At 71.3% G+C, this 24,938-nt stretch carries 18 protein-coding genes and 2 pseudogenes; 11 read left to right on the top strand and 9 right to left on the bottom strand.

Going from position 1 to position 24,938, the window contains the following annotated elements:
• The 3 genes and pseudogenes from ABZT87_RS25780 to ABZT87_RS25770 all read right to left on the bottom strand — a co-directional run.
• Nucleotides 1–510 (bottom strand): annotated as a pseudogene (locus ABZT87_RS25780) (4Fe-4S ferredoxin); the annotation flags it as partial.
• Nucleotides 511–513: 3 nt separating this feature from the next.
• On the bottom strand, nt 514–3,789 hold the full coding sequence (gene fdh, locus ABZT87_RS25775) for a formate dehydrogenase (protein ID WP_355138736.1): 3,276 nt from the start codon (nt 3,787–3,789) through the stop codon (nt 514–516).
• Nucleotides 3,790–3,925: 136 nt separating this feature from the next.
• A complete protein-coding gene (locus tag ABZT87_RS25770; protein ID WP_354856811.1) occupies nt 3,926–4,723 on the bottom strand; it encodes a PrsW family intramembrane metalloprotease in 798 nt (265 codons plus the stop codon).
• Nucleotides 4,724–4,847: 124 nt separating this feature from the next.
• On the opposite strand from ABZT87_RS25770, the gene ABZT87_RS25765 reads away from it, so the two are divergent.
• Entirely contained in the window at nt 4,848–5,180 is a 333-nt protein-coding gene (locus tag ABZT87_RS25765) for a hypothetical protein (RefSeq protein WP_355138734.1), read from the top strand.
• Nucleotides 5,181–5,288: 108 nt separating this feature from the next.
• Here ABZT87_RS25765 and ABZT87_RS25760 read toward each other — a convergent pair.
• Nucleotides 5,289–5,396: pseudogene (locus ABZT87_RS25760) on the bottom strand (RNA-binding protein); the annotation flags it as partial.
• A gap of 61 nt (nt 5,397–5,457) precedes the next feature.
• Between ABZT87_RS25760 and ABZT87_RS25755 the strand changes: the two are divergent.
• A complete protein-coding gene (locus ABZT87_RS25755; protein WP_355138732.1) occupies nt 5,458–5,856 on the top strand; it encodes an NUDIX domain-containing protein in 399 nt (132 codons plus the stop codon).
• 879 nt (nt 5,857–6,735) lie between these two features.
• Complete coding sequence (locus tag ABZT87_RS25750) at nt 6,736–8,277, top strand: TROVE domain-containing protein (RefSeq protein ID WP_355138730.1); 1,542 nt, start codon at nt 6,736–6,738, stop codon at nt 8,275–8,277.
• 41 nt (nt 8,278–8,318) lie between these two features.
• On the opposite strand, the gene ABZT87_RS25745 is transcribed toward ABZT87_RS25750, so the two are convergent.
• Entirely contained in the window at nt 8,319–9,203 is an 885-nt protein-coding gene (locus ABZT87_RS25745) for a LysR family transcriptional regulator (protein WP_355138728.1), read from the bottom strand.
• 55 nt (nt 9,204–9,258) lie between these two features.
• Between ABZT87_RS25745 and ABZT87_RS25740 the strand changes: the two genes are divergently transcribed.
• The gene (locus tag ABZT87_RS25740) at nt 9,259–10,536 is read left to right on the top strand and encodes an MFS transporter (RefSeq protein WP_355138726.1); all 1,278 of its coding nucleotides are present in this window, start codon (nt 9,259–9,261) and stop codon (nt 10,534–10,536) included.
• A 49-nt stretch (nt 10,537–10,585) separates the two neighbouring features.
• Here ABZT87_RS25740 and ABZT87_RS25735 read toward each other — a convergent pair whose 3' ends face one another.
• Complete coding sequence (locus ABZT87_RS25735; RefSeq protein WP_355138724.1) at nt 10,586–11,335, bottom strand: glyoxalase; 750 nt, start codon at nt 11,333–11,335, stop codon at nt 10,586–10,588.
• Between the two features lie 165 nt (nt 11,336–11,500).
• Between ABZT87_RS25735 and ABZT87_RS25730 the strand changes: the two genes are divergently transcribed.
• Genes ABZT87_RS25730 through ABZT87_RS25715 form a run of 4 tightly spaced genes read left to right on the top strand, consistent with a single transcriptional unit; the run spans nt 11,501 to nt 14,758 of the window.
• Entirely contained in the window at nt 11,501–12,427 is a 927-nt protein-coding gene (locus ABZT87_RS25730; protein WP_355138722.1) for a hypothetical protein, read from the top strand.
• Nucleotides 12,424–12,876 carry an ABA4-like family protein gene (locus tag ABZT87_RS25725; protein WP_355138720.1) on the top strand — a complete coding sequence of 151 codons (453 nt, stop codon included), beginning with the start codon at nt 12,424–12,426 and terminating at the stop codon, nt 12,874–12,876. The genes ABZT87_RS25730 and ABZT87_RS25725 overlap by 4 nt, the downstream gene beginning before the upstream one ends.
• A 5-nt stretch (nt 12,877–12,881) precedes the next feature.
• Nucleotides 12,882–14,135, top strand: coding sequence for a histidine kinase (locus ABZT87_RS25720; protein WP_355138718.1), 1,254 nt, complete (start codon nt 12,882–12,884; stop codon nt 14,133–14,135).
• On the top strand, nt 14,132–14,758 hold the full coding sequence (locus ABZT87_RS25715; protein ID WP_355138716.1) for a response regulator transcription factor: 627 nt from the start codon (nt 14,132–14,134) through the stop codon (nt 14,756–14,758). Before ABZT87_RS25720 ends, ABZT87_RS25715 begins: the two co-directional genes overlap by 4 nt.
• Nucleotides 14,759–14,779: 21 nt before the next feature.
• Here the strand turns inward: ABZT87_RS25715 and ABZT87_RS25710 are convergent, their stop codons facing one another.
• The 3 genes from ABZT87_RS25710 to ABZT87_RS25700 form a co-directional block, all read right to left on the bottom strand.
• Entirely contained in the window at nt 14,780–16,570 is a 1,791-nt protein-coding gene (locus tag ABZT87_RS25710; protein WP_355138714.1) for a gamma-glutamyltransferase family protein, read from the bottom strand.
• 69 nt (nt 16,571–16,639) lie between these two features.
• Nucleotides 16,640–20,671 (bottom strand): discoidin domain-containing protein, encoded by a 4,032-nt coding sequence (locus ABZT87_RS25705; RefSeq protein WP_355138712.1) that lies wholly within the window; start codon nt 20,669–20,671, stop codon nt 16,640–16,642.
• A 149-nt stretch (nt 20,672–20,820) separates the two neighbouring features.
• Nucleotides 20,821–22,746, bottom strand: coding sequence for a Na+/H+ antiporter NhaA (locus ABZT87_RS25700; RefSeq protein WP_355138710.1), 1,926 nt, complete (start codon nt 22,744–22,746; stop codon nt 20,821–20,823).
• Between the two features lie 170 nt (nt 22,747–22,916).
• On the opposite strand from ABZT87_RS25700, the gene ABZT87_RS25695 reads away from it, so the two are divergent.
• Genes ABZT87_RS25695 through ABZT87_RS25685 form a run of 3 tightly spaced genes read left to right on the top strand, consistent with a single transcriptional unit; the run spans nt 22,917 to nt 24,932 of the window.
• Nucleotides 22,917–23,315 (top strand): YbaB/EbfC family DNA-binding protein, encoded by a 399-nt coding sequence (locus tag ABZT87_RS25695; RefSeq protein WP_355138708.1) that lies wholly within the window; start codon nt 22,917–22,919, stop codon nt 23,313–23,315.
• Nucleotides 23,302–23,622, top strand: a complete 321-nt coding sequence (locus tag ABZT87_RS25690; RefSeq protein ID WP_355138706.1) for a type VII secretion target — start codon at nt 23,302–23,304, stop codon at nt 23,620–23,622. The genes ABZT87_RS25695 and ABZT87_RS25690 overlap by 14 nt, the downstream gene beginning before the upstream one ends.
• The gene (locus ABZT87_RS25685) at nt 23,619–24,932 is read left to right on the top strand and encodes a WXG100 family type VII secretion target (RefSeq protein ID WP_355138704.1); all 1,314 of its coding nucleotides are present in this window, start codon (nt 23,619–23,621) and stop codon (nt 24,930–24,932) included. Before ABZT87_RS25690 ends, ABZT87_RS25685 begins: the two co-directional genes overlap by 4 nt.
• Nucleotides 24,933–24,938 lie beyond the last annotated feature (6 nt).

Genomic DNA, 24,938 nt, shown 5'->3' with positions numbered 1-24,938 from the left:
ACACACATCCGACATCATCAACCACCGAAAATCCGACCGCTGCTCCACACCAGTGCCCCGCCCCGGCGGCTGCCCACCCGGCATACCCAGGAACTCCGGCCCGCCCGACATGCGGGCCGCCGCGGCCGGCGAGCCGGTTGGCAGGCCCGGATCCGTGCCGGTGTCGGTGCTGGTCCGCGCGCCCACAGCCGCCGTCGCCGGGCTGACCGCCGGCCCGTCCGGATAGCCCTCGAACGCCGGCGTCTCCCGGTCGACCGGGCGCGGCTGCTCGATGAAAGCGACGTGCCGCCACGAATTCGCGGTCAACGCCCCGGTGTTGTCGTACGACATGCCCAGCAGATCCAGACCACTCTCCGGAACGCCGTTCCACTCCTTGCAGGCCACCTCGCACGCCTTGCACCCGATACACACGCTCGTGTCGGTGAAGAACCCCATCCGCGGCGGCGCGTCCACATAGCCGGCGTCCGGCGCCGGATCGAGCGGCCCGTACAGGGCGTTGGGGTGGGGCATCGGTCAGGCCTCCTGGTCGCTGCTGCTGTCGGCGACGTCGGTCGTGATCAGCGGCGGGTAGCGGTGGGTCAGGTGCCCCGACCGTCGCCGGTAGTCGAATACGAGGTTCAGCAGATCCTGGCCCCTCGGGCGTCGGCCGGGCCGCACGTCGCACGTGCCGACCTTGCTTTCCTGGATGAGGACGTTGGGGTCGAGGGTGATGCCGAACAGGTCGTTGGCCGAGTCGCCGGTGACCAGACCCTCGTAACCGAAGTGGTACGGCACCCAGACCTGGTGGATGATCCGACCGTCTACCCGCAGCGGGGTGATCCGGTCGGTGACCAGGACCTTCGCCTCGATGGCCGCGCGGGCGGTGACCAGGTGCGCCCAGCCCAGGTGGGTCAGGCCGCGTTGGGCGGCCAGTTCCGGCGACACCTCGACGAACATCTCCGGTTGCAGCTCGGCGAGGTGCGGCACGGTCCGGCTCATGCCGCCGGCGGTGTGGTGCTCGGTGAGCCGGCTGACCGTGAACACGTACGGGAAGACGTCGCTGTACGGCTCGGGCGGGCTCGGGTTGAGGGTGTTGATCGGATGGATGTAGACCTTGCGAGCCGGGTTGGCCTGCTGGCGGTAGAGCGGGTTGCGCACCGGCGACTCGATCGGCTCGTAGTGCGTCGGCAGCGGCCCGTCCAGCACGCCGGTGGGCGCGTAGAGCCAGCCCTTGCCGTCGCCCTGCATGATGAACGGGTCGTCGCCGGCGATCCCCGCCGGCCCGGACGCGTCGGCCGGCGGCCGGTACGAGGGCGGTTTGGTCTTCTCGAAGTCCGGCACGTCGTAGCCGGTCCACTCGGCCTTTTCGGCGTCCCACCACACGTAGCGCTTGCGCTCACTCCACGGGTTGCCGTCCGGGTCGGCCGAGGCACGGTTGTAGAGGATCCGCCGGTTGGACGGCCACGCCCAACCCCATTCGAGCGCCACCGAGGACTGCTCCGAGCCGGGCTTGCGGCGCGCGGCCTGATTGACGCCGTCGGCGTACACCCCGGTGTAGATCCAGCAGCCACCGGCGGTGGAACCGTCGTCCTTCATCTCCGTGTAGCTCGACAGCGGTCGGCCGCTGGCCACCTCGTATCCGTTGATCTCGTATAGCACCGATTCGGCGCTCGGTTCGGCGTGCGGACCGTGCGTGGGGTAGTTCCAGTTGAGGTCGAGCAGCGCCCGGTCGCGGGGCCGGGTCGAGCCGGCCAACCGCTCCCTGACGATGCGTCCGAGGTGGTAGAAGAACCACAGTTCGGAGCGGGCGTCGCCCGGCGGCTCGACAGCCTTCTCCCGCCACTGCAACAACCGCTGCGTCTGGGTGAACGTGCCCTCCTTCTCCACGTGTGAGGCGGCCGGCAGGAAGAACACCTCGGTACGACACTCCTCGGGCACGATCTCGCCCGTTTCGATCTCCGGGGCGTGCTGCCAGAACGTGGCGCTCTCGACCATGAAGAGGTCCCGCACGACCAGCCAGTCCAGGTTGGCCATGCCGAGGCGCTGCGCGCGGGCGTGCGCCGAGCCCACCGCGGGGTTCTGCCCGAGCAGGAAGTACCCCTTGACCTTCCCGTCGATCATGTTGAGCACCTGCTGGTAGGTGCCGTGGTCACCGGTCATCCGCGGCAGGTGGCCGTAGCAGTAGTCGTTGTCGGCGGTGGCCGCGTCACCCCAGTACGCCTTGAGCAAGTTCACGCCGTAGGCGCGCGCGTCACCCCAGAAGCCCTTCTGCCCGGGGTGGCGGATGCTGTCCACCCACTCGTCGAAGGTCGGGTGGTCGGCGTGGTGCGGCATCGGCAGGTAGCCGGGCAGCAGGTTGAACAGGGTCGGGATGTCCGTCGAACCCTGGATGCTGGCGTGACCGCGCAGCGCCATGACGCCACCACCCGGCCGCCCCATGTTGCCCAGCAGCAACTGGATGATCGCCCCGGTACGGATGTACTGCACGCCCACACTGTGCTGCGTCCACCCCACCGAGTAGATCAGCATGCCGGTGCGGTCCCGGCCCGAGTTCGCCGTCCACGCCTGCGCCAGTTCGAGGAACTTCTCCTGCGGGATCCCGCAGACCCGCTCCACCATCTCCGGCGTGTAGCGGGAGAAGTGCCGCTTGAGGATCTGGTAAACGCAGCGCGGATGCTGCAACGTCTCGTCCCGCTGCGTCTGCCCGCCCACCGGCGCGCCGTGCGACTCGTGCTCCAGCCCGGCCGCCGTTTCCCGCTGCGTCTCGGTGTCCCGGGGGGGGATGTTCTCCTCGACGCCCTCGTACTGCCAACTGCTCTGGTCGTAGCTGGCGTTGTCCTCGGCGAAGCCGGAGAAGAGCCCGTACAGATCCTCGGTGTCGCGGTACTCCTCGGTCACGATGGTGGCGGCGTTCGTGTAAGCGACCACGTACTCGCGGAAGTCCAGCTCGTTGTCGAGGATGTAGCGGATCACGCCGCCGAGCAGGGCGATGTCGGTGCCCGCCCGGATCGGCAGGTACGCGTCCGCCACCGCGCTGGTCCGCGTGAACCGCGGGTCGACGTGGAACACCTTCGCGCCACGGTGCTTGGCCTCCATCACCCACTGGAAACCCACCGGATGTGCTTCCGCCATGTTCGAACCCTGGATGACGATGACGTCAGCGTTGGCGATGTCCTGCTGGAACTGGGTGGCGCCGCCACGACCGAAGCTGGCCCCCAGACCGGGGACGGTGGCGGAGTGTCAAATACGGGCCTGGTTCTCGATCTGCAGCGCCCCCATCGCGGTGAACAACTTCTTGATGAGGTAGTTCTCCTCGTTGTCCAGCGTCGCCCCACCCAGACTGGCGATCCCCAGCGTCCGGTTGAGCGGCCGGCCCTCGTCGTCATGGTCTTCCCAGGTCTCGTCCCGGGCGGCCAGGACCCGGTCGGCGATCATGTTCATCGCCGTGCCGAGGTCGAGATCCTCCCACTCGGTGCCGTACGGCCGCCGGTAGCGGACCGTCGTCTGCCGCAGCGGACTGGTCACCAGACTCTTGCTCGCCGAGCCCTTCGGGCAGAGCCGGCCCCGCGAGATAGGACTGTCCGGGTCACCCTCGATCTGTGTGACCTGCCCGTCCTTGACGAACACCCGCTGGCCACAACCCACCGCGCAGTACGGACAGACCGACCGGGCGACCGAGTCGGCGGTGTCGGTGCGGGCGGTCAGCGACAGTGACAGGGCCGACTTGGCCGCCGCGCCCCGCCCGAGCGGGTCGGTGCCGGTGAGCTGGCGGTAGAGCGGCCAGCTCTCGACCCAGCGGCGCACCCCCATCGCTGCACCTTCCCGACGAAAGCCACTAAATGTGAACAGTCCGACAGTAGATGAGGTGCCAGCCCGGCCGCAGCGGGATCAGCAGAGCGGGCCATTTCGCGCTGGCCGCCGACGGCATGGTGTAGGAGGGCCGCGATCAGTTCGACGGGTGCTGGACCGCCAGGCGATCACCGAAGGTCCGGTAGCGGTGCAGCTCCCAGAACAGCCAGCCGATGCTGACGATCGCCAGTACGACGAAGACCAGCGAACCGGAGAACGTGTCCCAGAGGGTGTGCAGGACGACGACGCCGAGGAAGGTGCCGAGGAACCCGAACAGCCGGCCGACGCTCGGGCTGGCCAGCAGCGCCCACAGCGCTCCGGCGGTGAGCCCGGTCCAGGCGGTGTGCCCGGCGGGCGCGGTCAGACCACGGATGAACAGGGTCTGCTCCACCGCGCCAATGTTGCCCTGCGAGCTCAGCAGCGCGGTGAAGGCGTACCCCATCGTCTCCAACGCGGCGAAGCCCATGCCGGCGGCCACACCGATGACCAGACCGTCGGACGGCAGACGGCGACGGTGCTGCGCCAGGGCCGTGAACAGCAGCACCACGGGGACGATCAGCTTCGCCGACTCCTCGATCAGTGCCACGAACAGCATGGGCAGGGCGCCGAGGCCGCGCAGAGTGTCGTACTCCAGGGTGCCGGCGACCACCGTGCCGATCACCCCGCCGAAAAACGCCGATGTCACCAGAACCGACGCCGGCACCTGCCAACGCCCGGTACGGGCCTGGGCGAACGTGAGGAACGTCAGGGGAGCCAGGGTCGCGCCGAGCAGGATCAGTGCCGGCACGAAGTTCGGGTTCTGGGTGCGGACGAGGGTCCGCAGCACCGCCAGATACAGGATCAGCCCGATGACGAGCACTCCGACCCACGCCCACCGGCGAGAACGATCACCCATACCGGGGAGTCTCGCGGATCCAGGTTACGAAGACCAGCCTGGCGCTGAGATCCCCACGACTCGACGGCGACCACGGCGTGCGAGCGAGCGTGGAGGTCTGGCGGGCCGTGCCTACGCTGGCGGGATGGATCGATGGCTGGGAATCGGCGGGTTCATCACCGGCGTCGTTGGTCTCGTGCTCACCGTCTACTACGCGCGCAAGGCCGAAGAACTCAACCTGATACGGAAGCGGCTTGAGTGGCCCGACCTGCAGGCGGCCGCGAACGACCTCGGCCGGCGGATCAAGACGGAATTCCCGCCCACCGCGATCATCGCTCCCGGCGTCGCTGCCGATCGCATCCGGGCCGCATCGGTCGCCGTCACGCGGGTGGCGTGCAAGAACCACAAGTCTCCCGAGTACTACTGGTGGCTCGCCGACAGTGACGACTTCTTCTTTCCCTGGGGTAAGGCCAGGTAGCCCAGGACCGACCGCGGCGCAGGGCTGATCCGGCGGCCGCCCCAGGGCTGTTCAGAGCACGTGACCGGCCTCCGGCAGCGGCTCGTTCGCGTGCTCGTAGCCGAGCAGCAGCGCGGACGTGGAGGTCTTCGCGCCGGCCAGGATCGCGGCAACGAGCGTGTCCCGCAGCGGCCCGGGGAACCCGAACTCCACCACAGGAAGATCATCCAAATCCATTCACGGAGGGTACGTCCGACGACCGGCGACGGGGGCCGGCCAGCGTGGCATGGTCTCGTGCATGGCCACCTACGACGTCGCCCTCGTCCTGCTCGTTGACGCCTCCGGGTCGGTGCTGATGCAGCATCGCGACGAGCACGCGCCCGTCTCACCCAACCAGTGGAGCCTTCCCGGCGGTCACATCGAGCCCGGCGAGTCGCCCGAGCAGGCGGCCCGCCGCGAGCTGCTGGAGGAGACCGGCCTGACAGCCGGTGAGCTGCGCCTGCTGTGGAGCGGTCCGCGCCCGTACGAGGCGGGCTTCGGGCACACCGTGACGGTGCACATCTTCCATGGCGTCACCACCGCGCGACAGGAAGACGTCGTGCTCGGCGAGGGGCAGGCCATGGTGTTCGTCCCGCGCGACGAGGTGTTCGATCGGGAGCTGGCGGCCTCGACCGCGCTGGTCCTGCCCATGATCTAGACGAATAAGTCCTAACTCAAGACGGGGCTGGGGCTGCGGCGAAGGGCGCTGGTCATCCGCTTTGGCTGCCCGCCGTGTCGATGTGCTGGTGAGCGGTATACCTCAGAGGTATGAATATGACTCTGAGGTATACCGCTCACCACCGCATCCGCCCCCACGGAGGTGACCGACGGTCGCCGCCGGCCACCGGCTGCGCCCACCGCCCGGAGTCCTCGACAGCGGATGCGGAATCGGGTTGTTGGCGTGGCAACGCGGGCCTACCGTCATGGGGCACCTCCCGGTGCGCAGGCAACGGCTACTTCCGCTTCCAATCGGGGAGACGTGGGTTCGAATCCCACCGCCATGTCACGTGGCGTCGACCAGCGGCCCAGGTCACCTTGGCCCGCGAGGGCCGGTCGCCGTCGCCGCTTCGATCTCGGGAGGTGCTCTCGCCGCACGCCCGGTGCGACGGATACGGTTACTTCCTGGTGAAGGCCCGGCAAGGGCCTGCGGTTCGAACCCGCGAACACCGTGTCCACTTTTGATCTCGGGCGTGTGGTGCGACCAGCCGCCGTCGATCACAAGATCACAAAACCCGTTGCCCCTCCCGCACCGCTGCCGCTACGGTCGTGACCGCACTTCCCGGTGCGTAGGCGACGGCTACATCTGGAGGGGTTCCGGCCCCGGTGAAGGACATCCGTCGCCAACCTCGATCTCGGGAAGCGCGACCACACGCACACCCGGTGCGCAGGCAACGATTACTTCCCGGCTCCGCAGATGGGGGTTCGAATCCCCCCGACACCTTCGGGTCGGTGGTTCAACGGACAGAACGGCGGACTAGTCCGTGGCCGACTCTGATCTCGGGTGTGCGCTGTGGTGGCGCCTTCTCGGCTGACTGACGTGGGGGACGTCATGGCCAAGTTCAACGTCAAGCTGCGCACGAGCCGGCATCGGCCGGCGACCGGCGAGGGCGCACCCGGTTTCGTCCGTGAGCCGCGCCTCGAACTGTTCCTGCTCGGTGTCTCGAACATGGTGGGCGAGGACACCTTCTACGAGGGTTCCACCAGCCGGGAGGCCCGTTTCCGGGACCTGGTCGCCGCCGTCGCCGTCGCGGATCCCGACTGGTTCGCGCGCTTCGTACCGTGGCTCCGCACCGGAGCGATGATGCGCTCAGCGTCCGTGGTGGCGGCCCTTGAGGGTGCCCGTGCCCAGGTAGCGGCGGGAATTCCGGGTTCCCGCGCGGTCGTGGATGCGGCGTTGCAGCGTGCGGACGAGCCGGGCGAGGCGCTCGCGTACTGGCTGGCTCGTCATGGCCGGGCACTGCCCAAGCCGGTGAAGCGGGGCATCGCTGACGCGGCGGTCCGGCTCTACACCGAGCGGAGTCTGCTCAAGTACGACTCCATCGCCAACCAGGTGCGCTTCGGTGACGTCATCGAGCTGACCCACCCCACCGCCAGGGATGAGCGACAGGGCGACCTGTTCCGGCACGCGCTGGATCGGCGGCACCGGCGGGACAACCCGGTACCCCCGTCCCTGCGGATGCTCAGGGCGCGGGACGCGCTCATGGCGATGCCTGTCGAGCAGCGCAGGGAGGTCACCGATCCGGCGACGCTGGACGCTGCCGGTATGACGTGGGAGGCGCTGGCCGGCTGGCGACAGAGCGCGATGGACGCGGCGGCATGGGAGTCGGTCATCCCGACGATGGGCTACCTGGCGCTGCTGCGTAATCTGCGCAACTTCGACCGGGCCGGGGTCAGCGACACCGTCGCGGAGACCGTGGCGGCCACGCTCTCCGACCCGGCTCAGGTCGCGAGTTCGCGGGTGCTGCCGATGCGCTTCCTGTCGGCGTACAACGCGGCGCCGAGCCTGCGCTGGGCGTACCCGCTGGAGAAGGCGTTGCAGCACGCCCTCGCGAACGTGCCCGCCCTGGACGGGCGGACGCTGATCCTCATCGACACCTCCGGCTCGATGCAGAGCCCGTTCAGCAAGGACGGCACGCTGCTCTGCTGGGACGCCGCCGCGGTGTTCGGTCTCGCGCTGGCCGCCCGCGCGCAGTCGGCCACGGTGGTGTCGTTCTCCAATGACAGCCTGGTGTTCCCTGCGGTGGCGGGCGAGTCGGTCCTCGCGGCGGTGCGGCGGTTCAAGGAGGGCGGCTACTTCCTCGGCAGGGGAACCGACACCGAGAAGGCGGTCCGCGAGCACCACGGCCGACACGACCGGCTGATCATCCTCACCGATGAGCAGGCCCACTGGCACGGCTCGACGGATGTCGTCGCGGCGGTGCCGGCGGAGGTGCCCGTCTACACCTGGAACCTGGCCGGATACCGGGTCGGGCACACGCCGACCGTCACGAACCGGCACACCTTCGGCGGACTGTCCGACGCCGCGTTCGCGATGATCCCGCTGATCGAGGCCGGGTCCGACGACCGGTGGCCCTTCTGATCCACGCGCTGCGGGGCTGCACCCGCCCCGCAGCGCGCGGGTCAGGGTAGGAACTCACCGGTCAGGGCGATGAGGGCGCGGGCGGCCGCGCCCACCGGTCGGTCCACCGGCGTGGCGAGCGACGCCGTCCAGTCGAGGTCGGCGTCGGTGACCGTCAGCGTGCGCACGCCCTCGGCGTCGGCGACGGCGAAGCGGGGCAGCAGGGCGATACCGAGGCCGTGCCGGACGTGGTCGGCGCCGGTGGCGATGTCGGGGATCTCGATCGTGACGCGCCGGGAAAGGCCGGCGGCGGCGAACGCCCGGTCGGTGACGGCGCGGTTGCCGTACCCGACCGGGGAGTCGATGAAGTTCAGCCCGGCGATTTCCCCGAGCGTCACCGCCTCGCGGGCGGCCAGCGGATGATCGTCCGGCACGACGAGATCGATCACCGAGCGGGCCAGCTCCGTGAAGCGGACCTCGGCCGGCGGCGCGCCGGGCAGCGAGACGAACGCCAGGTCGAGCCGGCGCTCCGCGAGCGCGTCGATGAGCCCCTGGGAGCCGGACGGAGCGACGCTGGTGTGCAACAGCACCCCGGGGTGCCGGCGGTGGAACTCGCCGAGCAGGGCCGGCAGGTGCAGGAGTCTGATCGACGTCATCGTGCCGATGCGGAGGGTGCCACGGAGGCCGCCGTGTACCTCGGCGACCGCGTCGCGGGCGTCGCGGGCCGCGTCGAGGGCGATGCGGGCGCGGGGCAGCAGCGCGGCGCCAGCGTCGGTGAGGAGTACGCGTTTGGAGTTGCGGTCCAGCAGCGGCGCACCCAGTTCGCGTTCCAGGGTCTTGACCGCCGCCGAGACGGCGGACTGGACGACGTGCAGGCGGGCGGCGGCGCGGGTGAAGTTCTGCTCCTCGGCCACGGCGACGAAGTACTCGAGTTGGCGGAGTTCCACGTCCCCAAGTATCACCCATACTGATCGTTGCTAGCGTCAACTTTCGTTGCACGCGATGATCGCGTGGAGCGACAGTGGGGTCATGTCGTCGACGATCCTGTCATCCCGCCGGCCCGCCGCCGCGTCCACCCGCGCCGAAGGATCGTCTCGCCGCCACGGCCGGGGCTTCTGGGTGATCGCTCTGGCGTTCCTGACCGCGATGGCGTTCGGCACCGTGCCGGCCCCGCTCTACCCGCTCTACATGGCCCGGGACGACTTCTCCACGTTCATGGTCACGATCGTGTTCGCGTCGTACGCGGTGGGTGTGGTGATCAGTCTGCTGCTCGCCGGGCACGTCTCGGACTGGGTCGGCCGGAAGAAGATCCTCATTCCGGCGCTGGTGTTGGAGCTGGTCGCCGCCGCGCTGTTCCTGGGCGACGCGTCCCTGCCGGTGCTGCTGGTCGCCCGCCTGGTGAGCGGACTGGGCATCGGCATGATCACCGCGACCGCCACCGCCTACCTGCAGGAACTGCACGCGGCGCACCGGCCCGGCGCGTCGCGCCAGCGCTTCGAAGTGGTCTCCACCGCCGCCAACATCGGCGGCCTCGGCGTGGGCGCGTTGGTCGCGGGCGTCCTCGCCCAGTACGTCCACGCGCCGCTGCGCACTCCGTACCTGGTGTTCGCCGTGCTGCTGACCGCAAGCATCGTGGCGGTCGCGGCGACCCCGGAGACCGTCGAGGAGCGGCTGGTCAAGCCCGCGTACCGGCCGCAACGGATCAGCGCCGACCACGGCGACCGGGCCGGGTACGTGGCTGCTGCCGGCGCCGGCTTCGCGTCGTTCGCCGTGTTCGCCCTGTTCACCTCCGTCGCCCCGGGCTTCGTCGCGGGCGCCCTGCACCTGCCCTCGCGGGCGCTGGGCGGCGCGGTCGTGTTCGCCGTGTTCGGCGGCGCCGCCGTGGCGCAGACCGTCACCAACCGGCTCCCCGCCCCGGCGAAGGTGCGGCTCGGGCTGCTGGCGCAGGCGGTCGGCGTGCCCGTCGTGCTGGTGGGTATGCACACCGCCAGCCTGACCGCGTTCCTGGTCGGTGGTGTGGTCGCCGGTGTCGGGGCCGGCGTGCTGTTCAAGGCCGCCGTCGGCATGGTCGCGGCGATGGCCACGCCCGCCCGGCGCGGCGAGGCCCTGGCCGGGCTGTTCCTCATCGCCTACCTGGGAATGAGCCTGCCGGCCGTCGGCATCGGGATCGCCACGCGAACCGTCAGCACGATCACGGTGATGAACTGGTTCACCGGCCTGCTGCTCGTCATGCTCGCCGGTGTGACGGCGCTCTTCCGTCGCCGTCCCGCAGCCCGCTGACCCCGCCGACCGGGGTTGGGCCGTGTCCGGCTCGCCCCGGTCCGTGTGGTCAGCGCGGATCGGACCACCAGGGTTCGAGGACGACCGGGTCCGCGATGTAGGCCCGCACCTGCGTACGCTCCGGCGCGGTCAACGTCAGCGCGCGGAGCTGGGCGCCCCACTCGGGCACCCGATCGGTCTTTCCCAGCGCGATCGACAGCTCGATCAGGCCGGCCAGCGCCGTGGCCTGCTCGACCGTCGGAGCGTCCTCGGCGCGACGACGCATCCCCGAGTCGAGCGCCCGGTAGGCGGCCAGGTCGTCCATCTTGAACTCGCGCAGGATCCGCGCGTTGTCGAGCACCCGGGCCAACCCCTGCAGGTCCTTCGACCCGCCGTACTCCAGATCCTTCGGCTCGTCTCGTTGGATGAAGATGATGGTGTTGCCCGACGGGTCGACGACGCTGAACCGTGATGCTCCGGCACGGTAGCGGGTCAGTCGGGGCAGGCCCTTGACCAGCACCTTGCCGTGGGCGCGGCGCATCGCGTCGGCGAACGCGGCGTGGTACGGCGCGACCGCGTCGACCAACACCAGGCAGCCGCCGGTCTGTTCCTTCGCCGGGTCGAGGTCCTTCGGCGCGGGCCCGTAGTGCAGGGCGAACCCGCTCCACTGAACGACCAGATACACGTACGGCCTCATCTGCTCGTAGGTCACCTCGAAGCCCAGGGCACGCCAGAAGGCCAGGGTCTCCTCCGGCGCCGGGCAGGGCAGCAGCGGCACGGTGGTCTCGTTCGGCTGGACGCGGTCCTCGTTGATCGTCATGGTCACTCCCGGTCCGGTCGGCAGGCCGGCCATTGTGCCAGCACCGGCGGCGGGCCGCCCCGATCGCGCCTCCTACCCAGGGAGGAGATGCGCTCCGACCCCGGGCCGCAACCGGGGCCCGTGGTCGGACGCGACCGGCGGGAACGGCCCCGAGCATCTACAGACATGACTACCGTTCTGCGTCGGGCGACACACTGGAACCGCCCCCTCCTGATTCTCGTCTGCGCGATGGCGGTGCTCGCCGTCGTCGCCACGGTCGGCATCCTCGTCGACCCGCGCGTCCTCACCGGGGCGCCGATCTGGCTCAAGCCGTTCAAGTTCGCGGTGTCCTTCGTCCTGTACGGCGCGACGCTCGCCTGGATGCTCTCCCTGCTGGCCCGGCGCAGCCGGATCGTCGAGTGGGCGGTGATCGTCATCGTCGCGGTGGCGGTCCTGGAGAACGCGTGGATCGTCGGTCAGGTGATCCGCGGGCAGACCAGCCACTTCAACGACACCACAGCGCTGAACACCGCGCTGTTCGCGTCGATGGGCGCGGCGATCATGGTGCTGTTCCTCGCGCACCTCGTCATCGGGATCGTCGTGCTGATCCGGCGGATCCCCGACCGGGTCGCCGCGACCGCCGTCGGGTCGGGACTCGGCCTGTCCCTGCTCGGCATGCTCGCGGCGGTACCGATGGTGCTGCCGATGCAGGACCCGGGCATCGAGGGCATCTCCGGGGCGCACAGCGTGGGCGTGGCCGACGGTGGGCCGGGGCTGCCCGTGGTCGGTTGGAGCACCACCGGCGGTGACCTGCGGATCGGGCACTTCGTGGGGCTGCACGCCCTGCAGGCCCTGCCGATCCTGGCGATCCTGCTGACCCGTTTCGCGACCCGGCTCGACACGCGCACCCGCGTCCGGCTGCTGGTCGTCGCGGGCTGCGCGTACGGCGTACTCACGATGCTGTTGACCTGGCAGGCCCTGCGCGGGCAGCCGCTGCTGCGCCCGGACGCCCGCACCCTGGCCGCCGTCGCGGCCCTGGTGGTCGCGACGGCGACCGCCAGCGGCCTGGTCCTGGCCCGCCGACGCCGCCCGGAACTGGCGCTCGCGGCATGACCGCGACGCTGTTCTCCCTGACGTTCGCGGTGGCCGCGCCGTTCTGGGCGCTGATGATCCTGGTGCCGCGCTGGTCCTGGACCGCCCGGATCATCAGCTCACCGCTGATCGTGCTGCCCGTCGTGGTGATCTACGCGCTGCTGGTGGTCCCGGCGTTCGGCGAGGTGCTGCCCGCCGTCGCGTCGCCGACCCTGGCCGGGGTACGCGACCTGCTCGGCACGCCCGACGGCGCGGCGGCGGGCTGGGCGCACCTGATCGCGTTCGATCTGTTCGTGGGCCGCTGGGCGTGGCTGGACAGCCGGGAACGGGGGGTGCCGGCGCTGGTCATGGCTCCGGTGCTGGTGCTGACCATCCTGCTCGGACCACTCGGGCTGGCCGCCTACCTGGGCGTACGGACGCGGTGGCGGCGGTCGGCGGTCGCTGCCACCGACCGTGAGCACCTAGGCTGACGACCGTGGGGTGGCTGGGACGACTGTTCGACACGCGGGACGCCCGCGTGCGGATGGTGCTGCTCGACCTCAGCGGGTTGGGCTACCTGCTCGTCGTGCCCCACTCCGGCTCCGCGCCAACGGTGACACAGTGGATCCTCGCGGTGGCCGCGTTCGCCGCCGCGCTCGTGACGTATCGCCGGCCGGTGGTCAACCTGGTGCTCCAGACGGCGTTGCTGGCGGTCGCGGTCTGCCTCATCGACGACTTCACCATCAACCAGGTGGGGGCGAGCTGGGCGCTGCTCGAGGTCACCATGCTCTCGGCTCGCGCCCGCACCATCTGGCTGGGCGCCGGGCTGCTGGCCGTGGTCGACCTGACCGACTCGATCGGCGACCCGCTGCGCCAGGTCGCCTCCGGCGTCGTCGGACTGGCCCTGGAGGTCGGTGTCCCGGTGCTGCTCGGCCTGGTCATCCGGACCAACCGGGAGCTGGGTCGGCAGGCCGTGGAGCGGGCGCTGGCCGAGCAGCGGCGCCGCGAGTCGGAGAGCCGCGCGGCGCGCGCCGACGAGCGCAGCGCCATCGCCCGCGAGCTGCACGACGTCGTCGCCCACCACGTGGCGTCGATGGTGCTGCGGGTCGGTGTGGCCCGGCACGTCCTCACCGACCTGGACCCCCGGGTGGACGAGGTGTTCGACGACGTGCACGGCACGGGCACCGCGGCCCTGGCGGAGCTGCGCCGGCTGGTCGCGGTGCTGCGCAACCCCGACGGGGTACGCGGGGACGCGGCGCTGACCGCGATCGAGCCCTCGGCGCTCCCCTCGGCGCTCGGCGCCGCCGTCGACCGGGCCCGCCAGGCCGGCATCACCGTGGACGCCGACATCGACGCGGCGATCGGCTCCCTCGACGCGGTGCGTGGCCTGGCGGTGCTGCGGTTGACCCAGGAGGCGCTGACCAACGTGGCACGCCACGCCGGGCCGGCCGCGCGGGCGCACCTGGTGGTCGCCCTGCACGGCGGGGCCGTGCACTGGGAGGTCACCGACGACGGGGGTGGCGTCGACGGCGACAGCGCGCCGACGCCGGTGCCGGCCGGCGGCGGCCACGGCATCACCGGCATGTCCGAACGCGTCGAGGTCCTCGGCGGCCGGCTGGAGGCGGGACCGACCGGCACGGGCTGGCGCGTGCGGACCGTCCTGCCGAACACGCTCCCCGAGACCGCCGCCGGGCCGGCGCCGCGGGCCCGTGAGGTACCGGCCGCATCAGCCGCCCCGGAGCCGGCGTGATCCGCATCCTGCTGGTCGACGACCAGCACCTCATTCGCGCGGGCCTGCGCATGCTGTGCGACGCGCAACCCGACATCGAGGTCGTCGGCGAGGCCGACAACGGCCGCGAGGCGGTCGTCCTCGCCGCCCGGCTCATCCCCGACGTCGTCGTCATGGACCTGCGCATGCCCGGCGTCGACGGAATCACCGCGACGTCGCGGATCCTCGCCGAGCGTCCCGCCACCCGGGTGCTGGTGCTGACCACGTTCGGCGAGGACGACCACCTCTACCCCGCGCTGAGCGCTGGGGCGTGCGGCTTCCTGCTCAAGGACGCGCCCCCGACCGAGCTGCTGGACGGCATCCGCCGCGCCGCCGCGGGCGACAGCCCGTTCACCCCGGAGGTGCTGCACCGCCTCGTCCAACGCGCGGTGCGCGCCCGCGCCGAGCCGCCCCGACCCGTGCAGGGGCTGACCGCCCGCGAGCAGGACGTGCTGACCCTTGTCGCCGAGGGCCTGTCCAACAGCGAGATCGCCGAACGGCTCCACATCGGCGTCACCACCGTCAAGACCCACATCACGAGCCTCATGACCAAGACCGACAGCCCCAACCGCGTACGCCTGGCCCTGTTCGCGCGCGGCGCCTGACCCTCGGCCATCCGGCGCGCGCTACCGGCCGCACGCGTAGCCCTGCATGCCTCTCGGGTTCGCGCCGGCGGCGAGCACGCCCGTGACCGGGTCCCGGGTCACGGCGCAGAGCCGGCCCAGACTCCACGCGTCGGCGAGCCGCACCTCGTGCCCGTACGCCCGCAGGGCCCGCACCACGTCGGCGTCGAACCGGTCCTCCATGAGCAGGACGCCGGGCTCCGAGTCGCGGGGATAGAACGACGCCGGCAGGCTGACGGTGTGCCACGCGGGCGCGTCGATGGCCTCCTGCAAATGCTGACCGCCGACGAGGTGGCGCAGCAGGAAGGGCACCTGCCACTGGTCCTGCTGGTCACCGCCGGGCGTACCGCACGCCAGGACCGGCTCCCCGTCGCGGTGCACCATCGTCGGGCTCAACGTGGTGCGCGGTCGGCGGCCCGGGGCGAGCGACGAGGGCAGCCCCTCCTCCAGCCAGAACATCTGCAGCCGGCTGCCCAGCGGAAAGCCGAGTTCCGGGATCGTGGGCGAACTCTGCAACCAGCCACCACTCGGCGTCGCGGAGATCATGTTGCCCCAGCGGTCGACGACGTCCACGTGGCAGGTGTCGCCCCGGTTCACCCCGTCGGACCGCACCGTCGGCTCCCCCGTGGTCGGGTCCGAGGCATCGACGCGGCGGCCGGCGCCGGGTCGGACGTGGGCCGGCAGGCGCGGCTGCGCCCCGTCGGGACTCCCCGGTCGCAGCTCGGTCGACGCGCGGTCACCGATCAACCCGGCCCGCTCCCGCGCGTACGCCGGGGAGAGCAGCGCCGCGGCGGGCACATCGGCGCTGTCGCCGTACCATGCCTCGCGGTCGGCGAAGGCGAGCTTGAGCGCCTCGACCTGGGCGTGGACGCCGACAGCGGTGGCCGTCTCGTACGCGCCGTCGTCGTCGAGCGCGTCGAGGACGGCCAGCGCCTGGAGCAGCACCGGCCCCTGGCCCCAGAACCCGGTCTTCGCCACCGAGTAGCCCTGCCAGTCGAGGGTCGCCGGGGCCTCCCAGGTCGCCGAGTAGGCGGCCAGGTCGTCGCCGGTGACCAGCCCGGCGTGCGCGCGTCCACTGGAGTCCCGGAACGGCCGCCGGCTGAACTCGTCGATCGCCTCGGCCACGAAGCCCGTACCCCAGGCTCGGCGCGCGGCCTCGATCTGCGCCTCCCGGTCGGCGCCGGCCGCCTGCCCGGCCTCGACGAGTCGGCGCAGGGTGCGCGCGTACGCCGGGTTGGCGAACCTCTCCCCCGCCGCCGGTGGCCGGCCGTCGCGCAGCCAGAGCTGGGCGGACGTCGGCCAGTGCTCCTCGAACAGCGACCGCACGGCCGCGACGGTCTCACCGACCCTGCCCACCAGGGGGTGGCCGGCGGCGGCGTAGCCGATCGCCGGCTCCAGCACGTCGGCGAGCGCGAACGTGCCGTGCTCGCGCAGCAGCAGGAGCCACGCGTCCACCGCGCCGGGCACTGCCGCCGCGAGCGGGCCGGCGCCCGGGATGAGGTCCATGCCGAGGGACCGGAAGTGGGCGATGGTCGCGGCGGCCGGGGCCGGACCCTGCCCGCACAGCACCTTCGGGCGAGGATCCTGGGCGGTCGCCACGATGGCCGGCACCTCGCCCCCCGGGCCGTTGAGGTGGGGTTCGACGACGTGCAGGACGAACCCGGCGGTCACCGCGGCGTCGAAGGCGTTGCCGCCGCGTTCCAGGACCCCCATCGCGGACTGGCTGGCGAGCCAGTGCGTCGACGACACCATGCCGAAGGTTCCCTGCAGGGTTGGTCTGGTGGTGAACGTCATGACAACACCTCACTCGGGCCAGATGGCGCTGGGAGGCGGCCCTCGGCGGTCGCCTCCCAGCGCGCAATGCTAGAGCGTGTTGTACGCCTGGGCGGTGACGGTGGCCTGGCGGGCAAGGCCCGGCCGCGCCGGCCAGGAGATCCCCACCTGACGCGTCTCCCCCGGCAACAGCCAGAAGTAGTTGTCGTCGTAGCGGGCCGGGAGGATCCGCTCGCCCCTCTGGTCGCGTACGGCGAGCCGGATCATCGCGGCAACCGTACGGCCCTGGTTGCGGACCGTCGTGGTGACGGTGTTCCGGCCGTCCACGACACGTACGGTGCTCGTCGACGTCGACAGTCGGGGGCTCGCCAGGTCGTTGAGCGCCCGCATCTGCTCGGCCTTGTCGTAGCGCCAGTAGGTGTTCTCCGCGAGCAGCCGGTCACGGCCGTCGCGCAACTCCAACCAGACCAGGTGCAGCCCACCGCCGTCCGGCGCGGCGACGGCGAACACGGGCGTCGTCGACGAGCGTGCCACGTCCACCCGCTGGCGCTGGGCGACACCCAGCGAGCGGCCGTTGAGGTCGTACCGGCGGGCGGTGACCGTCACTCCGGTGAGCGCGGCCGTGGTGTGGTTGACCACCCGTGCCTGCCAGGTGCCCGGGTCGGCCTGGACGTGCACCGGCTCGCACCCCTTGCGGGCGCCGTAGTAGGCGCCGTTGACGTCGCGGTCGTAGTCGTAGGTCTGCCAGACCGTGCTGTGCCACGCCGGGTGCGACATCCACAGCAGCAGGCCGGTCGCGTCCTGCCACAGGTTGGCGTTCCACGCCTCGAACATGGCGCGGTGGCTCTCGTAGTTGACGAACTGCGCCCGGGCGGCGAACTCGTCGAGCGAGCCGGACGCACCGAGCCGCGCGTCGATCGCCGCCTGGTACGTGCCGACGCGCTGGTTACCGATGGTCGACCAGTCGTGGTAGTTCCACACCTCGCCGATCGGCCACTCCGGCGCGTCGCCGACCAGATTGCGCATGCTCTCGGCGACCGACACCACCGGCATGCCGATCTCGGTGTGGAAGCCGAACGCGCCCGTGTCGTACGTGTTCCTGTTGTTGTAGGTCGCCGGCTCGACCCAGTGGTACGGGCCGTGGCCGCTGACGATGCCGCCGGCCGAGTTGGGGATGTAGAGGATCTCCGGGTGTTCGGTGGCCGCGGCCTGCTTGAGCCCGGCGTCGACGATCGGCGGCGGGTCACCCTCGTTGGCGCCGCACCACACCACGATGCTGGGGTGGTGGCGGAAACGCCGGATGGTGTCGGCGGCGATGTCGACGTAGCCGGGCGGGTTGGGCAGGAACGCGCCCGCCTGCCAGAAGTCGTTCCACACCAGGATGCCCTGCTCGTCGCAGGCCCGGTACAGCTCCTCGCGGTTGCTGCTGCCCAGCCAGTTGCGGATCATCGTGAAGTTCATGTCGCGGTGCATCTCGACCGTGTCGGCCAGCCGGTCGGGCAGCACCCGACGCAGCAGCTCGTCCCAGCCCCAGTTGCCGCCCCGGGCGAAGACCGGCACACCGTTCACGCTGATCTTGAGCTGGGTGACGGCGTTGCTGACCGGCTTCACGTCGGTCCACCGCTGCCCGTCATTCGAGACCTGGATGACGAAGTCGCGGGCGTACGCCTGCTCCCAGACGATGGTCACCTGGTCGAAGCTGACCGGAGCGCCGAGGTCGACCTGGATCCACTGGTTGTCCTCGAACTTCGACGACCACCGGGTCCGGGGATTGCCGTCGACGGCCCGGTCAGGGCCGTTGGCGTCGCTGTCGGACGACGACGCGGTGGCCGTCCGGCCCAGCGCCAGGTCGACGTCCGGCTCGGCCTGCCGCTGCACCGAGAGCGCCCACATGGACACCCCCCACGAGGTCACCCGCGCGCCGGTCTGGATGCGCAGGTGCTGGGCGGTCTGGCTGGCGAACGTCTCGACCTGGGTGGCGCGGCTGCCCAGCGGGGTGTCGTTGCTGACGGCCTTCACGTCGGTCCACGTGCCGCCGTCGGCAGACACCTGGACGCGGTAGTCGAGGGCGTACGCCTGCTCCCAGACGATGGTGACCCGGTCGAAGTCGACGGCCGCGCCGAGGTCGACCTGGATCCACTGGTCGTCCTCGGCCTGCGAGGCCCAGCGGGTCGCGGCGTCACCGTCCACGGCCCTGGCGGGCACGTTGGTGTCGTTCTCCGACGACGACGCGGTCGCGTCGCGCCCCAGGGCGAGGTCCGGGCCGGCGCCGTCGGCCACCGACAGCGCGTACATCGAGATGCCCCAGCCGGTGGCGCGCTGGCCGGCCTGGATGCGCACGTGTCGGGCGTGCTGCCGATCGAAGGTGACGGTCTGCGTGGCGGCGCCGTCGACGAAGTCCAGCGGGGGCTGGCCGGGCGGGGAGATCACGATCGGCTGATGCCAGTCGTAGCCGAACTCGCGGATGCCGAAGCGCAGCTCACGCCTGTCGCTGACCGCGTGCTTGACCGTGGCGGTCAGCGTCAGGTCGTACAGGTGGGGCTCGCCGTAGCCGTTGGGCCACCAGAGGCGGGGCTTGGCGAGGCGCAGGGCCCCGAAACGCTCCGGGGTGAAGGAGACCGTCGCGGACCCGTGGGCGGGAATGGTCACCGTTGACTCGACGCGTACCTTGTCGAACTCCGCGCGCACGGTGACGGTGGTCGCGGTGGCCGTGGCGTTGCGCACGGGCACCCGAATGGTGACCTCGGCCGTGCCGGTGTCCGGCAGTTTCGGCAGCGTGGTCTCGACGTGCGGGTCGCCGACGACCACGGTGCCGGTGCTGCGCAACCGCACGTGGTCCCACAGGCCGGTGACCCGGTCGCGGACGGCGGGCATCCAGTCCCAACCGGACACCGCCAGGTAGGTCGGCGCGTCAAGGTAGTGGTGGGCCGACTGGAGGAAGGTACGGCCGTCGGGGCCCTTGTCGCCGGGGGTGCCGGGGTGGGGCATCGGGGTGACCCGCACGGCCAGCACGTGGTCGCGGTGGCCCGCGAGAGCGTCGGTGATGTCGAAGGCGGCCCGCGCGAACGGGTGCTTGACGCTGCCGACCCGCACACCGTTGACCCAGGCGGTGGCCTCGTGGTTGATGCCGTCGAACTCCAGCCAGATCCGGCGGCCGGCGGAGGTGTCCAGGCCGCGCGGCAGCCGCAGCGCCCGCCGGTACCACCAGGTGTGCCGCGACAGCGCCTCCGGGATGCGCAGGTTGTTGAAGCCGGCGACCGGGTCGGGCAGGTGTCCCTGCTCGACCAGGGTGCCCAGCACGGTGCCGGGCACGGTCGCCGGCAGCCAGGAGCTGACGTCGACGCCGGCGCGGGACAGCTCGGCGCCGTCGGTGGTGCCCGCGAAGTCGTCCATCGTCAGCGACCAGCCGGACTCCAGCGCGACCGTGCCGTCCGGGGCCACCGTGAGCTCGGGGGCCCGGCCGGTGTTGCCTCCCTCCCAGCTCGTCCAGCCCGCGGCCTTCGGGCGAGGGGACAGGGCGACGCCGTAGACCTGGAAGCCGTTCAGGCCGACCGGGTTGCTGTTCGACCGCCCGGTGACCGTCATCCGGACCCAGCGCGCGGTGACGGGCTGCGGAAGCTTGATGGCCTGCACACCGCCCTGACCGTCGGTGGTCTCGTACACCGACCGCCAGTCGTGGCCGTCGGTGGAGACGTCGATGCGATACGCCTTCGCGGCGCTGGAGAGGATCTCGTCACCGTCGGTGTCGGTGTAGTTGCCGTCGAACGGTCCGTCGGCGAGGGTCGCCTCGAAGACCAGGGTGACGGCCTCGACGCGGCACTGCGCCTGAAGGTCCACCGAGATCCACTGCGGATCGCCGTTCGCGGCGCGCCATCCGCTGCCCCGTACGCCGACCCGGGGCAGACCGTCCACGGCGAACGCGGCGGGCGTCGGCGCGTAGTCGGTCGAGGAGACCGACACCGGGCGGTACCTGGCGAGATCGGTGGGCGACGGGCCGCCGGCCGGCGGCGCGGCGGCGCTGGCGGCCGCGTCAGGCAGGACGGCGCTCACCCCGACCGACGCCAGCAGCGTCGCTCCGGCGGAGAGGAAGGTACGCCGCGAAACGGGCGATGGCTCGGACATTGCGCCTCCAGGGATGACAACGTTGTCAGATGGCGAGGAAGTCGGTGACAACGTTGTCAGATGGTGGCCTGATGTTTCCCGGGAGTCAAGAGCCCGCGTCCTATCCATTGGGGAGCGGGCGGCAGGTCGCCCGCCCGCTCCCCGACCGGCTAGCTGTCCTGGCGCTGGCCACGCTCGCCACGGTGGTACTCGGGTTGGAGGCGCACGCTCGCGAACGCCGACTTCACCGCCGCCGAGAGCGCGGTGATGTCGTACGCGCCGTGGTGGCGCCGACCGTTGATGAAGAATGTCGGGGTGCCGGTGACGCCGCTGAGGTCGGCGGAGTCGACGTCCTCGGCGATCCGGTCAACGCCCATCCGCCTCGCCATGTGCTCCCGGAACCCGTCGAGGTCCAGGTCGAGCTGCTCGGCATAACCGAGCAGCTCGGCGGGACCGAGCGCGTCCTGGTGCGCGAGAAGCAGATCGTGCATTCCCCAGAACGCGCCCTGCTCGCCCGCAGCCTCGGCGGCCTCGGCGGCGAGCTGCGCATGCGGGTGAACGTCGGTGAGCGGCAGGTGCCGCCAGACGTACCGGACGTTGGCGAAGTCGGCCAGCAGTTCCCGGACCACCGGCTCGGCCTGCCCGCAGTAGGGGCACTCGAAGTCGCCGTACTCCACGACCGTCACCGGCGCGTCGAGCGCCCCGCGCATGTGGTCGCGATCCGGATCGACCGGCAGCTTCAGGTCGACGATCCCCTCGGCGACGCCCAGCAGCCCGCGCGCGCGCCGTGCCGGCGAGAGCCGGGCGACAGAGCGGAACACCAGCCAGGTGACAACGGACGCACCCACCGTCGCCACGAGGATGCCGAGCTTCGCCTCATCCAGCGCAGGGCCGCTCAGGGCGTGGGTGGCGATCAGGAGCGCGACGGTGAATCCGATGCCGGACACCGTGCCGACCCCCGCGACGGCAAGCCAGCCGACCGGTGGCCGGAACCGGTTGCCGCTCAGCCGGGCCACCAGCCACGAGGTGGCCAGGATCCCGGCCGGCTTGCCAACGACGTACGCGACCACGACCCCGAGCGTGACCGGGGAGGTCACGGCCCTGGCGAGCAGGTCGCCGTCGATCACGATCCCGGCGTTCGCCAGTGCGAAGAGCGGCACGATCACGTAGCTCGCCCACGGGTGGTAGAGCGTCTGCAGCCGCTCGTTCGGCGACAGCGCCGAGGTGAGCCCGGCCTGGGCCATGCGGGCGAGCTGCGGGGTGGGCTGTTCCCGGAAGAGGCGGAACTGGTCGCTCGCCCGCTGCAGGTCGCCGCGACCGGGAGCGTAGGCGTAGGTCAGCAACCCCATCACCAGGCCCACCGCGACCGGGTCGACACCGGACTCCGAGACGGCGAACCAGGCCGCCACCCCCAGCAGCGCGTAGACCGGCCCGAACCGCACGCCGAAGCCGCGGACGAGCAGGACAACACCGAAGATCGCCGCCGCGACGAGCAGCGCCGTCGGCGAGGGGTGTTCCGGGTACGCGATCGCCAACACCGCGATCGCCACCACGTCGTCGACGACAGCGACGGTCAGCAGGAAACCCCGCAGCCGATCCGAGAAGCGCGGCCCGAAGACGGCCAGCGCGCCGAGCGCGAGCGCCGTGTCCGTGGCCATCACCGCGCCCCATCCCGCAGCGGTGGGGCGCCCGGCGTTGATCGTCAGATAGATCCCGATCGGCAGGAGCATGCCGCCGAACCCGGCCAGCATCGGCAGCGCCAGTCGCCGCCGATCCCGCAGCTCGCCGATGTCGAACTCGCGTCGCAACTCCAGCCCCGCGACCAGGAAGAAGAACGTCATGAGACCGCTGTTGACCCAGGTACGCAGGTCGTGTGACACAGGCCAGTCGCCGAGCTGGACCGAGAGGGAGGTGCTCCAGAGCGACTCGTACGACGACACGTCCAGGTTGGCCCACGCCAGCGCCGCCACCACAGCGACGAGCACCACCCGTGCGCCACCGGTCTCGGTGCGCAGGAACGCGCGCAGCGGAGCGTTGAACCGCCCCTCCCAGGCGGTCCGGCTGGTCCATCCCCGGTGCGGGTTGTCGCTCGTCACGGGAACAATCTTCGTTGACCGGATCGTCACGTGGTTCGGATTCGGGCACATGGCGATGGCCGGTGCGGCGTCCCTCCCTATTCAGGGGCATACACGGAGCGCCACCAGTTGATAACGTGCCGGTGATCCCGCTGGCTGCCGTCGGCGGTGGTCCCCTGGGGAGGGTCAACATGTGGGCGGACGACGCTGCGCTCGACGCGGCCGGACGCCGGCTCGACGAGTGGGAGTCGTCGCTCGCCGAGCGGGCGGAACGAGCGAAGACGCTGTCGACGCGGATGCGGGAGCTGACAGGCACCGCCCACACCCCCGATCGGACGGTCCAGGTCACCGTCGACTCGGCTGGCCTGCTGATCGACCTGTGGCTCGACGAGCGCACCCGGCAACAGCCCGCAGCGCGCACCGCCCAGCGAATCGTGGACACCACGAGAGCCGCGCGCACCGACCTGCTGCGGCAGGTGGCTGAAGTAACCGCGGAGTCCTTCGGCGACGACGCGAGCGCCCAGGCCATCATCGACTCGTACCGCAGTCGGCTGAGCCGCGACCAGGGGCCGAGCGATGCCCGCCGGTGAGGGCATCCAGGTCGACCCGGACGACCTGACCGCCCACGCCGCACGCCTCGATCGCTGCGCCGGCAGCCTCGACACCGCCCAGCAGGCGGGCCAGCACGTCCGGCTGGGCGCCGACGCCTACGGGCAGCTCTGCGCGATGCTGCCGATGCTGCTCGACGGCCTGCAACGCACCCTTGTCGACGGCATCGGTGCCGCCGCCGCGTCGGCGCGGGACACCGCCGGCAGGCTGCGGACCGGCGCGGACCGCTACCGACACTCCGACGCCCACGCCAAGCACCTGCTCGATGGGGTGCGGCAGCGCCCGTGACGTCCAACCCGCTCGTCGCCGCCGCAGCGGACACCCCGCCCAGCGCCTGGGCGGGTGTGTGGATCTGCGAGGACATCGACCTCATCGCGCAGGGCGTCCGCAACGGCAGTTGGATCGACGGCAGCCTCGGTGTGGTGAGTGCCGGCCTCGACGCCCTCGCCTTCGTCTCCGACCCGGTCGGCGCCCTGCTCCAGTACGGGATCGCCTGGCTCATCGAGCACGTCAAGCCGCTCAGTGAGGCGCTCGACTGGCTCGCCGGCGACCCGGCACAGATCACCGCACACGCCCAGACCTGGCGCAACGTTGCCGCCTCGCTCCGCGAGGAAGCCGCCGAGCTGACCCGCGCCGTCCGCGACGACGTCGCCGACTGGGGCGGCAGCGCCGGCCCCGCCTACCGCGCCTGGGCCGCCGAGCAACAGCAGGCGATCACCGGCCTCGCCCAGGGCGCCGACACCATGGCCGCGATCACCGAGGGCGCCGCCGGCCTGGTGGCCGCCGTCCGGCTCCTGGTCCGCGACGCCATCGCCGCCTGCGTGTCCCGCCTCATCACGTACGCGGGCGAACTCGTCGTCACCGGCGGACTTGCCGCACCGCTGGTCGTGGAGCAGGTCACGACGCTGGTGGGGTCGTGGGGGGCGCGGATCGCGCGGCTGTTGCGGGGATTGTTGGCCAGCCTGCGCCGGTTGGTCCCGGAGGTACGCCGGCTCGGCGACCTCATCGAGAAACTCAAGCAGGCGCTCGGGCGACTCACTCGGCTCGGGCCGGCCGACCGGATGGGACAGCGACGTGACTGGGCCGATCCGAGGGGGCGGCCGCTACCGCCCGAAAGGGCGCCCGATTCCTACCTCTCCGCTGGCGACCCGGTTTACTACTCCGATCGCTCGACGGGAGTTGGCTACGACGAATTGACGATGCGGAACTTTGACAAGGTGCGGCCGCTGGATGGGCACCATGACGTCATCGTGCACGGCACCGACCGGGGGTACTTTGTCCCCGGTAAGGTTTCAGCAGACGGAGCGCCCATGGACGGCAACGCCACCAACGCGGCCCAGATCGCCGCCGCGGTTCGGGAAAATCCCGCATATGACGGTGGCCCCCTCCGTTTGGTCTCCTGCTATGCCGGCACGGTCAAGCCCGACCTCGACGCGGTGCCACTCGGTCAACAGGTCGCCAACGAACTCGGGGTCAGCGTGCTCGCGCCAACGGCTCGGGTGGGAACCCAGCGATGGGCCGCAGAGCCCCAACCGCCAGTCGTCGAGAGCGGCGGCTCCTGGGAGGTCTTCGTACCGCGAGCGAAAGGGCAACGATGAAGACTG

The organism is Micromonospora sp. NPDC005237 (genome assembly GCF_040607775.1).
Taxonomy (GTDB): domain Bacteria; phylum Actinomycetota; class Actinomycetes; order Mycobacteriales; family Micromonosporaceae; genus Micromonospora.
This window is presented reverse-complemented; position numbering and strand designations above follow the sequence as displayed.

What these genes read in the sequence shown, in the direction of transcription:
- ABZT87_RS25770 (WP_354856811.1), bottom strand. Translation starts at nt 4,723, where the DNA reads ATGGGTGATCGTTCTCGCCGGTGGGCGTGGGTCGGAGTGCTCGTCATC.
- ABZT87_RS25765 (WP_355138734.1), top strand. Translation starts at nt 4,848, where the DNA reads ATGGATCGATGGCTGGGAATCGGCGGGTTCATCACCGGCGTCGTTGGT.
- ABZT87_RS25755 (WP_355138732.1), top strand. Translation starts at nt 5,458, where the DNA reads ATGGCCACCTACGACGTCGCCCTCGTCCTGCTCGTTGACGCCTCCGGG.
- ABZT87_RS25740 (WP_355138726.1), top strand. Translation starts at nt 9,259, where the DNA reads ATGATCGCGTGGAGCGACAGTGGGGTCATGTCGTCGACGATCCTGTCA.
- ABZT87_RS25735 (WP_355138724.1), bottom strand. Translation starts at nt 11,335, where the DNA reads ATGACGATCAACGAGGACCGCGTCCAGCCGAACGAGACCACCGTGCCG.
- ABZT87_RS25730 (WP_355138722.1), top strand. Translation starts at nt 11,501, where the DNA reads ATGACTACCGTTCTGCGTCGGGCGACACACTGGAACCGCCCCCTCCTG.
- ABZT87_RS25725 (WP_355138720.1), top strand. Translation starts at nt 12,424, where the DNA reads ATGACCGCGACGCTGTTCTCCCTGACGTTCGCGGTGGCCGCGCCGTTC.
- ABZT87_RS25710 (WP_355138714.1), bottom strand. Translation starts at nt 16,570, where the DNA reads ATGACGTTCACCACCAGACCAACCCTGCAGGGAACCTTCGGCATGGTG.
- ABZT87_RS25705 (WP_355138712.1), bottom strand. Translation starts at nt 20,671, where the DNA reads ATGTCCGAGCCATCGCCCGTTTCGCGGCGTACCTTCCTCTCCGCCGGA.
- ABZT87_RS25695 (WP_355138708.1), top strand. Translation starts at nt 22,917, where the DNA reads ATGTGGGCGGACGACGCTGCGCTCGACGCGGCCGGACGCCGGCTCGAC.
- ABZT87_RS25690 (WP_355138706.1), top strand. Translation starts at nt 23,302, where the DNA reads ATGCCCGCCGGTGAGGGCATCCAGGTCGACCCGGACGACCTGACCGCC.